This is a genomic window from Parasphingorhabdus sp. (assembly GCF_041748495.1).
Lineage (GTDB): Bacteria > Pseudomonadota > Alphaproteobacteria > Sphingomonadales > Sphingomonadaceae > Parasphingorhabdus.
In genome coordinates this window covers 18,639-29,421 of the sequence record NZ_JBGTDD010000139.1, presented here as the reverse complement: position 1 = coordinate 29,421, position 10,783 = coordinate 18,639, and the positions used below count along the sequence as shown (strand labels likewise).

General features: G+C 59.4%; 10 protein-coding genes. 7 read left to right on the top strand and 3 right to left on the bottom strand.

The features are described from left to right. Nucleotides 1-582 precede the first annotated feature (582 nt). From ACEW8J_RS12390 to ACEW8J_RS12380, 3 genes are all read left to right on the top strand, one after another. Complete coding sequence (locus tag ACEW8J_RS12390; RefSeq protein ID WP_373491955.1) at nucleotides 583-792, top strand: hypothetical protein; 210 nt, start codon at nucleotides 583-585, stop codon at nucleotides 790-792. Next, a complete protein-coding gene (locus tag ACEW8J_RS12385; RefSeq protein WP_373491954.1) occupies nucleotides 792-1,397 on the top strand; it encodes a DUF6445 family protein in 606 nt (201 codons plus the stop codon). The genes ACEW8J_RS12390 and ACEW8J_RS12385 overlap by 1 nt, the downstream gene beginning before the upstream one ends. 93 nt (nucleotides 1,398-1,490) lie before the next feature. Then, entirely contained in the window at nucleotides 1,491-2,420 is a 930-nt protein-coding gene (locus ACEW8J_RS12380) for an MBL fold metallo-hydrolase (RefSeq protein ID WP_373491953.1), read from the top strand. A 14-nt stretch (nucleotides 2,421-2,434) separates the two neighbouring features. Here ACEW8J_RS12380 and ACEW8J_RS12375 read toward each other — a convergent pair whose 3' ends face one another. After that, nucleotides 2,435-4,786: a patatin-like protein gene (locus ACEW8J_RS12375; RefSeq protein ID WP_373491952.1), complete on the bottom strand. Its 2,352-nt coding sequence runs from the start codon at nucleotides 4,784-4,786 to the stop codon at nucleotides 2,435-2,437. Between the two features lie 275 nt (nucleotides 4,787-5,061). Here ACEW8J_RS12375 and radA point away from each other — a divergent pair, with 275 nt between their 5' ends. Genes radA through ACEW8J_RS12355 form a run of 4 tightly spaced genes read left to right on the top strand, consistent with a single transcriptional unit; the run spans nucleotide 5,062 to nucleotide 9,164 of the window. Next, nucleotides 5,062-6,426, top strand: coding sequence for a DNA repair protein RadA (radA, locus tag ACEW8J_RS12370; protein WP_373491951.1), 1,365 nt, complete (start codon nucleotides 5,062-5,064; stop codon nucleotides 6,424-6,426). A gap of 9 nt (nucleotides 6,427-6,435) precedes the next feature. Continuing rightward, a complete protein-coding gene (locus ACEW8J_RS12365; RefSeq protein ID WP_373491950.1) occupies nucleotides 6,436-6,960 on the top strand; it encodes a CvpA family protein in 525 nt (174 codons plus the stop codon). Then, the gene (locus ACEW8J_RS12360; RefSeq protein ID WP_373491949.1) at nucleotides 6,957-7,397 is read left to right on the top strand and encodes an iron-sulfur cluster assembly scaffold protein; all 441 of its coding nucleotides are present in this window, start codon (nucleotides 6,957-6,959) and stop codon (nucleotides 7,395-7,397) included. Before ACEW8J_RS12365 ends, ACEW8J_RS12360 begins: the two co-directional genes overlap by 4 nt. A 3-nt stretch (nucleotides 7,398-7,400) precedes the next feature. Further along, a complete protein-coding gene (locus ACEW8J_RS12355; RefSeq protein ID WP_373491948.1) occupies nucleotides 7,401-9,164 on the top strand; it encodes a monovalent cation:proton antiporter-2 (CPA2) family protein in 1,764 nt (587 codons plus the stop codon). A gap of 1 nt (nucleotide 9,165) precedes the next feature. Here the strand turns inward: ACEW8J_RS12355 and aroB are convergent, their stop codons facing one another. Both aroB and ACEW8J_RS12345 read right to left on the bottom strand, forming a co-directional pair. Continuing rightward, entirely contained in the window at nucleotides 9,166-10,266 is a 1,101-nt protein-coding gene (gene aroB, locus ACEW8J_RS12350) for a 3-dehydroquinate synthase (protein ID WP_373491947.1), read from the bottom strand. Further along, complete coding sequence (locus tag ACEW8J_RS12345; RefSeq protein WP_373491946.1) at nucleotides 10,263-10,772, bottom strand: shikimate kinase; 510 nt, start codon at nucleotides 10,770-10,772, stop codon at nucleotides 10,263-10,265. The genes aroB and ACEW8J_RS12345 overlap by 4 nt, the downstream gene beginning before the upstream one ends. Nucleotides 10,773-10,783 lie beyond the last annotated feature (11 nt).

The following is a 10,783-nucleotide window of genomic DNA, read 5'->3' as shown; positions in this document are numbered from 1 at the left end:
AAGTCGAGACCCCGACCAAATTGTCCAAGCAGCAGCGGCAGATTTTGCGCGATTTCCAGGCAACCGAAACCGGTGCCGAGACGCCCAATTCGACCGGCTTTTTCGGCAAGCTGAAAGACGCCTGGGAAGATCTGACCGAGTAAGGCCGTGATGCCTGAAACGATCGATACCCATCCCATTCCACCAAGCTAGAACCGCCGCCATTGCGACCCCGGACTTGATCCGGGGGTGGCAATCCAGAGCGGCAATCACCGACGATGGCGGCAAGACGCTCTGGATTGCCGCATCGCCTTCGGCTCCTCGCAATGACCAACGAGCGAACGCACCTATCAACAACTCGTCACCCTGAACTCTACACTCGTCACCCTGAACTTTATTCAGGGTCCAGAGCGTCTTGCAGCAGACTTTCGGGGTTGTCGCTCTGGATGCTGAAACAAGTTCAGCATGACGATGAGAGGGACTATCAGTCATTACCGCTCTGTGCTCGCACTACGTCCTTGGTTCAATGGGACATTCGACAAACAGCGAGGATAAACAATAAATCTATGTCCTACAGCGCGGCAATCGTGTTAGGGTTTCAAAATGGCCGTTCCGCATTTCCTTTTCTATTTTCTTAACCTTGCCAATGGCTTGGGCGGCAGTTTGCGTCGCGGGCAGGAAGCAGGGGATTTAGTCTTTAACCCTGTAAAGATTGTAAAGTTCATCAGGAAACAGGCTCTTAACATGAACAATATGACCCGATATGCCGTGCGGGAGATTGTCGCTCCGCTGTCCTGGCAAAGCGCCTGCTGATGCTGCCATCCCTGCTCATCATCGATGATTTTATCGCCGACCCGCTGGCCGCGCGCAACGCCGCGCTGGCACTCGACTATGACCCGGGCAACAAGCATGGCAATTATCCCGGCCATATCTCGACGAAGCCGCTCGAGATCCTGGGGCTGAACGAGCGCATCGGCTCCATCATCAACGCACCCGTCAAGGCCGCGCCCGATACCAGCCACCTGCATTGCCGGATCACCCTGAAAGGCGACCAGGGCCGCAGCGGCGTGCATATTGATCCGGCCTTCTATTCCGGCATACTCTATCTCTCGCTGCCCGAACATTGCAAAGGCGGTACCGAATTTTTCCGCCACAAGCGGACCGGTCTGGAGCGGGTGCCGACGGATATGCTGTCGATCCAGAAAGCCGGCTATGGCGATATCAACGCGCTGATCGAGGATGTCGTGAACAGGGACACCAGCCATCCGGCGCAGTGGACCAGGGTGATGACCGTTCCGATGCGCTTCAACCGGCTGATCCTGTTCAGTCCCTGGATGTTCCACAACAGCGGCCCGGCCTTTGGCAAGACGGCGCAGGACGGCCGGCTGGTCAACCTGATGTTTTTTGCCAAGGGATAGCGGCGGCATCGTTTCGATGATATGTCCGGAGCCAATATTGGCGATCGAGCGCAGCGAGCGCAGACGGGCCGAAGATAAACAGGAGACAGTCCCATGCCGATAGCGAAACCCTTTGCCGCACTGCTACTGGCAACATCCGCCCTGGCGCTCTCCGCTGGCAGCGAGAGCAATGCCCAGGAAGCGGACCGTTTCGCCAATGTCGAGATCAAGGCTGAAGTGTTGGCAGACGGGGTTGCTGTCCTGTTTGGAGCCGGCGGCAATATCGGAGTGTCCTATGGTCCGGACGGAACCGTCCTGATCGACGATCAATTTGCCCCGCTGACCATCAAGATCCAGGCCGCAGTGAAGGATCTCGGCGCGGGCCCGGTCAAATATCTTATCAACACCCACTGGCATGGCGACCATACCGGCGGCAACGAGAATCTCGGCCAGTCCGGCGTGCTGATCATGGCCCACGACCATGTCCGTGACCGTCTGGTCAAGGGCAATGATTCGACTCCGCCAGCCGCTCCCGAAGCCTTGCCGGTGATCACCTATCATGACGGCATCAAGCTCCACCTCAATGGCGATGAGGTGCGGGTCAAGCATATGAAACACGCCCATACCGATGGCGACAGCATCATCTTCTGGAAGAAGGCCAATGTGCTGCACATGGGCGATCTGTTTTTCCACAAGGTCACCCTGCCATTCGTCGATTTGACCAGCGGCGGCAACGCGCGGGGCGTGCTGGCAGCAGCGGAACAGGCGCTGACCATGGTCGATGACGAGACGAGGATCATCCCCGGCCACGGACCGATCGCAACCAGGGCAGACCTGATCGCCTATCGCGACATGCTGAAAAGCGTGATTGGAGCGGTCGAAAAGGCCCAGGGCGAAGGTAAGTCATTGCAGCAAGTGCAGGCGATGAAACCGGCGGCTCAATGGGACGTCAATCCCGATGCCTTCATCAAGGGCGATGCCTTTGTCGAGGCCGTCTACAAGAGCCTGCAAAAGCCGGCGCATGCAGAGGAGCATCCGCACTAGCCACTTCACATCAGCTAGAGCGTTGCATTCTCGATCTCTTCCCGCAACGACGCGATAAGCGGTCCGGTCATCGTTAGCCGCGGCTCCTCTTCGTCGATGATCTGGCGGAAGATGGTTTTCTTGAAGCCCAGGATGATGGCGTCACCGGGCCGCTTCGACACGGGCAGCGTGGAAAGGACGATGTCGATCATCCGGTCGGCGCCGTGCAGTCGGCCCCAGAGATAGTCATTCTCGCGATAGCTGCGGCTGAAAAAGGCGCCGAAATTGTTGAACTCGATCCCCTTCAATGTGGCCGCAACCCCGCCCTTGCGGATCGTTCTCGCGTCTTCCGGCGATATCCGGTCGACCTTGATCGGATCAAATTCGTCCAGTCCTTCGCCCTGCAACAGCGGCAATGTGGCAATGTCGTAAAAGGGAAAGCCGAGAAAGGCGAGCAGCATCGAACGCTTCTCCGCCTTCGGTATCACCGCCAGCGCCGCCGCCAGCTTGGCATCGACAATCGCGTCGGCAGTGGTCAGGTCGCGGGCCTTGGCCAGCGCCGCCAGCATCGCGCCTGGCTGTTCATCGGCCCGTTCGGCGATGCGAACGAAATCTTCGCCAAGATAGTCGATCGTCTCGCGTTCGATATAGAGCGAAAGGCAATCGTAAACGACCTCATGCATCCCCTCCATGGCTTCATAATCCGCGGGTTCGGCGCGGTCGAGATCTTCGGCCAGCTGCCGGGCCAGAAAACGCAGGCGCCGCACCCGGAAACCCAGATCATGCTGCCGGAAAAACTCCGCTGCAGGCTTGGTTGGTCCGCCACTTTTCAGCCCGACATTGTCGAGGCCAAGCCGGCGTATCTCGGCCCACAAGACGCTGCGCAAGCCGGTATGATTATGGGCATTGGGATCGGATTTGGCACGCCGGACGGTGTTCGCGATATCCTCGATCACCGTCGCCAGCTTGAGATGCCCATAAGCGCTATAAGAAAATCCGGCGAGCTTGGCCGCCTTGTCGCGCGACTTGCGGCGCCAGGCCGCCACTCGCGCGGCCGTCGGCCGGTCGAGGAAAAACGTTCGCCCGAACAGGCCTTCGACATGCTGCTCGACCTCGCCGCGCAAATTTTCGGTGATCAGCCGCATCTGGGTGATCCGGTTCGACCGCCCGGCAATTGCGTTGAGACTGTCGCGGATCGGCTGTTCGCGGGGAATATTGGAGATCGCCCCGAAGATCGTCGAGAAAAAGCCGGGCAGGCTTTCATCGTCGGTGTCCTGCGCCGCCTGCAGGCGCTGCATCGCCCGGTCGCTCTTGACCACGTCGAGATCGGGGCGGGGATCGATATAGACGAAGCGCCGGTCGACTTCCCGCTTGGCGGGCCGGTTCTTCAGCGCTTCGATCGCCTGGGCAAAGGGCGCATTGGCCAGTACCGAACCATCGATCAACACCGTATCCTCGGCCGTCCCGGCGCTAAACTGATTAGGCAGCACGCGCTTCAGAAAGGCAGACCGTCCTTCCCAAACATAGTCTTGGTCGGCCAAAAGCGCGTCCAGCTCGCGGATCGTGAACGGCGGGAAGGCCCCCGGGAAACTGGCGGTGGCACGACCGGCAAAGGTCAAGGCAGCCGGATCCGCGATCGCATCATCCCTTTTGCCCCGCGTCGAAAAGCCGATGGTGATCCGATGCTCCATCTCGAATGCGTCGGGCGGGCTGTGCAGCTGCAGCTTTTCCGGATGGCCGACAAAATCGGTCACCGTCACGAACAGGTCGAGCGGCTGCCCCGGCGGCAGCAGGCGCGGCCCGCGTTCGGTCGCCCGGACCGCCGCCAGCGCATCCCAGATCAGGCCACTGAACACCTTGCCGCCAAAGGGCGGCGCGAACCAGCGCGCGCGGACAAAGCGCGACAACTTCATCTTGACCTCTTCGCGCGCTTCCTTCGACACGGTCTGCTCAACCGCGCCGCCCTTGCGGCCTAGCGCCATCCAGGCAATCGGTTCCGCCCAGAATTTCGAGAAACGCGACAGCGGCCGTGCATCGGGATCGAGCAATTTGTCGACATCGGCGGTCTCGAGCCACATATCGGTCAGCGGATCGAGTGACTGGCCGGAGAGTATCGCCTGCGACAGGAATATCCCATTGATCCCGCCCGCGCTGGCCCCGGCAATGATATCCGGCAGCACCCTCAGCCGCGTATCGGTTTCCCGCTCCAGCCACTGCAATATGTCATAATAGATTCCGCGGCTGCACTGGTCGACCCGCGCGCCATCATGAAAATCCCGGCTCGCCTGAGCCAGCTTCCAGATTTCCTTGGTAATGCCGTGCATGTAGATGGCCAGGCTGACACCGCCATAGCAGATCAAGGCCAGTCTGAGTTCTTTCTGCCGCATGGGCATTTAACTACAGGATGGCGGGGACGGTGCAAGCAGGAATAGGGCAATATGTGCGATCCAGTCCAGCAAAACCCGCTTTCCTACAGCACACCCCTTCTGCTAAACCATATCCATGAACCCGCCACTCCCTCCGCCGACAGGCAAGAGCCATCTTGCTCCTGTCCCTGCGCGAGCCGTGTCGGGCGCATTGCATTCTCTCTCTTAGGGGGTGTGAACCGTGTGACCCTGGTAATATCGCTGGCGTTCCTTTTTTGTTCTGCTACATAATTTTCATGGCCAAACCGAAAAGAAAATATGTCTGTCAGAATTGTGGCTCAATCGCGCATCGCTGGGAAGGGCAGTGCGCCGACTGCGGCGAGTGGAACACTTTGGTCGAGGAGGCGGGCGAAACCGTCTTCGCGTCGAAGCATAATTTGCAGAACGGCGGCCGCGAGGTGCGGCTGGTCGGGCTGGATAGCGAGATTGCGCTGCCCGACCGCCGACAGACCGGCATTGCCGAATTTGACCGCGCTGTCGGCGGCGGGCTGGTGGCGGGTTCCGCAACCCTTATGGGCGGTGATCCCGGGATCGGCAAATCGACCCTGCTTTTGCAGGTTTCCGCCCGTCTGGCAGAGGCGGGCCTGTCGGTCGCCTATATTTCGGGCGAGGAAGCGGCGGATCAGGTGCGGCTCAGGGCGCGCCGGCTGGGGCTGGGCAAGGCTCCGGTCAAACTGGCCTCGGCCACCTCGGTCCGGGATATCCTGACCACCCTGGGCCGCAATGCGCCCGATTTTGTCGTGATCGATTCAATCCAGACGATGCACAGCGATCTGATCGAAGGCGCTCCCGGGACGGTCAGCCAAGTGCGCGCCTCGGCTCAGGAGATCATCAAGTTCGCCAAGGAACATGGTACCATGGTTATGCTGGTCGGTCATGTCACCAAGGATGGTAGCATCGCCGGTCCGCGGGTGCTCGAACATATGGTCGACACGGTGATGAGCTTCGAGGGTGAGCGCAGCCATCAATACCGTATCTTGCGCGCGATCAAGAACCGCTTTGGCGGCACCGATGAAATCGGCGTCTTCGCGATGGAAGAAGCGGGGCTCACCGAAGTGTCTAATCCTTCCGCCCTGTTCCTCACCGATCGCAGCGAGCAAGTCACCGGCGCCACCGTATTTCCGGCGCTCGAAGGAACAAGACCGGTGCTGGTCGAGATCCAGGCGCTGACCGTGCGGCTGGCGAGCGGGGCGACTCCGCGCCGGTCGGTGGTCGGCTGGGACAGCGCCCGGCTGGCGATGATCCTGGCGGTCCTGGAAGCGCGCTGCGGCCTCAGCTTTTCCGGGGCGGAAGTCTATCTCAATGTCGCGGGCGGCTACCGACTTACCGATCCGGCCGCCGATCTGGCGGTTGCGGCGGCGCTGATTTCGGCCCATGCCGAACGGCCGATGCCCAGCGACGCCGTTATATTCGGCGAAATTGCGCTGTCCGGCGAGATACGTCCCGTCGCCCGCACCCCGCTTCGCCTGAAAGAGGCATCCAAGCTCGGTTTCAACAGCGCGCTGCTGCCGGCTTCCGGGGAAAAGACGGGCAGCAGCATGAAACAGCTGCAATTCACCAAACTCGCCAATCTCGTTGACCATATGCTTGCCCGTGACTAGCTAGAGCGCATGACAGGTCTCGATATTTCAGTGCTGGTTTTGATGGGCGGGGCCGCCGTCCTCGGCTTCCTGCGAGGTTTTGTTCAGGAAGCGCTGTCCTTGCTGGTCTGGATCCTGGTTGTATTCGCGGTACGCGCTCTGCATACACCGATTGCTGACCGGCTGATCGGTCCGGTTGGCAGTGAAAGTGGTGCTTCGGTGCTGGCATTCGCCTCGATTGTCATAGTCATTTATGCGCTGGGCCGCTGGGGCGCCCGATCCATTGGTGCGCGGTCGCGCAAATCCGTGCTCGGCCCGATCGACCGTGTGCTCGGTTTTGGCTTCGGCATGATCAAGGGGCTGATCGGCGCCACCTTGCTCTATCTGCTGGTTATATTGATTTACGATACCATCTATGGTGCCAAGGAGCCCCGACCCGAATGGCTGGCGGAATCCCGCACCTACCCTCTGCTCAATGCCAGCGGAAAATCCATGGTGGATTTTGTCGAGGAACAGCAGGTATTCGGCGATGATGAAGCGGAACCTACGGAGTGAGCGGGGTGCTGTACACGCGCGATATTCTGCGCCTGGCGGTGTCGATCCCGCACCAGTACCGGTTGGACCATCCCGATGGAACGGCCGAACTGCGTTCCCGGACATGCGGCAGCAAGGCCGTGGCGGACGTCAGGCTGACGGATGACGGAAAGCTGAAGGATTTCGGTTTTGCCATCAATGCCTGCGCACTGGGGCAGGCTTCGGCAGCTATTTTGGGCGCAGAAGCGACTGGGAAATCGGCCGCCGATATCGAGTCCGCACGAACCCGCCTGGCTGCCTTTCTGGACGGATCGAGCGAATCGCCCGGTGAATGGCCGGATGTCGACATGTTGACAGCAGCAAGAGACCACAAGGGTCGTCATGCCGCCATATTACTCCCCTATGATGCGGTGATCGCGGCATTTGCCGACGCCGCAGCCAAGCAAAAAGCGACCTGACCGATGGAAACCGAGACCCATATGGCCGATCTGCTGTTGGGCGGTTTTGTCATGCTCGGTGCCGCGCTGGTCATGGTGCTGATCTTCCGGCGCTTCGGCATCGGCGCGGTTCTCGGCTATCTGATCGCAGGGATATTGATCGGCCCGCAAGGGTTCCAGTTGATCAGCAACGCCGAAACCATTCTGGAATTTTCCGAAATCGGAATCATCCTGTTGCTGTTCATTGTCGGACTGGAACTGGCGCCTGCGCGACTGATGCGCCTGCGCCAGGCGATTTTCGGACTCGGCATGAGCCAGGTGATATTATGCGGTATCGCGCTGTTTCTGCTGATCATGGCGACGACGAATTTTACGCTGGCCGCTTCGATTGCCATTGGCCTGCCGCTGGCACTGTCCTCGACCGCACAGGTGCTGCCGATGCTGCAATCCTCGGGACGGCTGAACACGCCTACGGGCGAAAAAGCCTTCTCGATCCTGCTGTTTCAGGATCTGTCTATCATCCCGCTGCTGACGATCATCGCTGCCATGTCCCGCGCACCGGACGATAGCGGTAATCAATCGGGATGGCTGACCGCTCTCTACGCCGTCATCGCGATTGTCGGACTCATCCTCATCGGCCGATATCTTTTGCAGCCGCTGCTCAAGGTGATCGGCCGAATTGCCGAGCGTGAATTGTTCATTGTCGCTGGTCTCGTCGCCGTCTTCGGTGGGGCAGCACTGATGGAATTTATCGGCCTTTCCCCGGCGCTGGGTGCTTTCATTGCCGGGGTGATGCTGGCCAACTCTCCTTATCGGCACGAGCTGGAAGCCGATATTGACCCGTTTCGATCCCTGTTGCTCGGGTTCTTCTTCATTGCCGTCGGCATGATGCTCGACCTGAATGTCGTGATCGAAAATCCATTCTTCGTATTGGGCGCGGCGGCTGCGCTGGTGACAGTGAAGATCGCGATCATTTTCGGACTGGGCAAGCTTTTCGGAATGGCCACCAATCCGGCACTGGCGATGGGAATGCTGCTCAGTCAGGGCGGCGAGTTTGGTTTTGTCCTGTTTGCCGAAGCTGAAAAGGCGCTGCTGATCGAACCCGAGGCCAGCAGCCTGTTCGGGGCGATCATCACGGTCTCAATGGCAACCACCCCGTTTCTTATGCTGCTTTCGCGGCGATTCAGCAATGGCGCCAGCCAAAAATCGACCAATCTCGAGGATCCCGGCAATGCGGAGCGGGCGTCGGTGATCATCGTCGGGCAGGGGCGGTTCGGGCAGACCGTTTCGCAGATGCTGATAAGCGCAAGAATTCCTTTGACCCTCATCGATATCAAGCCGGAACAAATTGATATTCATGAACAATTTGGCGCCAAGGTATTTTATGGAGACGGCACCCGGGTCGACCTCTTGCGCCGGGCGGGGGGAGCTGAAGCGGATGCCATCGTCTTTTGCATGGATGACAGGGATTTCGGGCCGGAAAAGGTGCGGGCGATCGCGCAATCCTTCCCCGAAACCAAACTACTGGTCCGCGTCTATGACCGTCGCCAGCTGGTCGCGTTGAAGGGACTGGGCATTGTCGGGATGAAGCGTGAAGTATTTGAGTCTGCCATCGATCTGGCCAAGCAGACGATGCATGCGATCGACATTGACTACAGCCTGATCGACGAGGCCGACGAAGATTTCCGACAGCGCGATTGCGACCGGCTGGAAGCGCAAATCAAATCCGGCGACATGTCCGCTGGCGGAGACCTCAGATTTGGAACCGGCCTGCCGCCGACCCCATGATCTAGTCGGATTCGTCGAGAAAGACGGCAACGTCCTTCAAATCAACATCCTTCGCCAGAAATGACTGCCCGATCCCGTTGGCCAGCAGAAAGGGAAGGGTGCCACCGCTCATTTTCTTGTCGTGCATCATATGGTCGACCAACCGCTGCCCGGAAGCCCGGACCGATGCAGTCGCCAGATCATAAGGCAGATCGACCGACTTCAGATGCGATCTGACCCGCTCCGCATCAGCCGCATCGCAATGACCGCGGCGCACCGAATATCCGAAGGCCAGCGCCATCCCGGCCGCCACTGCCTCACCATGGACCAGCCTGTCCGAAAACCCCGTCTCTGCCTCAAGCGCATGACCGAATGTATGGCCCAGATTGAGCAGCGCTCGGCGGCCACTAAGCTCCTTCTCGTCATCGCCGACGATCAGCGCCTTGGCGCGTACGCTATGAATGATCGCTTCACTCAGAACCTCCGTATCGTGGGCCAGAATCCTGCTGCCATTGCTCTCGCACCAGGCGAAAAACTCGGGGTCGTTGATCAGTCCATATTTGACCACCTCGGCATAGCCCGCCCGCAATTCCCGAGCGGGCAGGCTGTTCAGGACAAGTGGATCGATCAGCACGAAGCGGGGCTGGTTGAAACTGCCGATCAGGTTCTTGCCGACCGCGCTGTTGATCGCCGTCTTGCCGCCGACACTGCTGTCCACCTGGGCAAGCAGGCTGGTGGGTATCTGGACGAACCGGCAACCGCGTTTCACGATCGCTGCTGCAAAGCCGGTGAGATCGCCTATGACGCCACCGCCGAGGGCCACTACGGTATCCGATCGTTCGGCCCCCTCGGCAAGCAACCAGTCCGTAACCCTTTCCAATTGGCGCCAACTCTTGCTGGTCTCCCCTGCGGGCAGGCTTTTTACCACCAGCTCGATCCCGCTTCCGGCAAAGCTGCGTTGTAGATCCGGCAGAATATGCGATTCAACATTGACGTCTGTCAGGACAAAAAGCCGGTCGTTGCTGGCAAAGGCTTTGAGGTGCGCGGCTGACTGTTCCAGCGCACCCGGCTGAACCAATATGGGATAGCTATGGTCGCCAAGTTCGACGGTGATCTGGGTCAATGCTGTAATGCCTCGATAATTTTCTCGACGGTTATCTCATGAGGCGAATCATTGCCGGTGACATGAATATGCGCGGTCGCATAAACGGGATTTCGCTTTTTCGCCAGATCGGCCAGTATCTTCCCCGGATCGCCAGATTTCAGCAAGGGCCTGGTATTGCGGCGGGCGACACGTTTGACCAACGTATTCAGATCAGCGTCCAGCCATATGGCGATTGCCTTTTCAAGAATAAACGCCCGGGTCTCATCGTTCATAAACGCACCACCACCGGTTGCGATGATCTGACTCTTGCCTTCCAGCAATCGCGCGATCACGCGCCGTTCGCCGTCACGAAAATATTCCTCGCCAAATTTATTGAATATTTCCTCGATCGTCAGCCCCGCCGCGCGCTCGATTTCCTCGTCCGCGTCGACAAAGCCAAGACCCAGTCGTTTGGCCAGTCGTCGACCCACAGTGGTTTTACCCACGCCCATCAAGCCGACCAGCACGATCGACTGGTCAGGCAAGAAATCTGGCC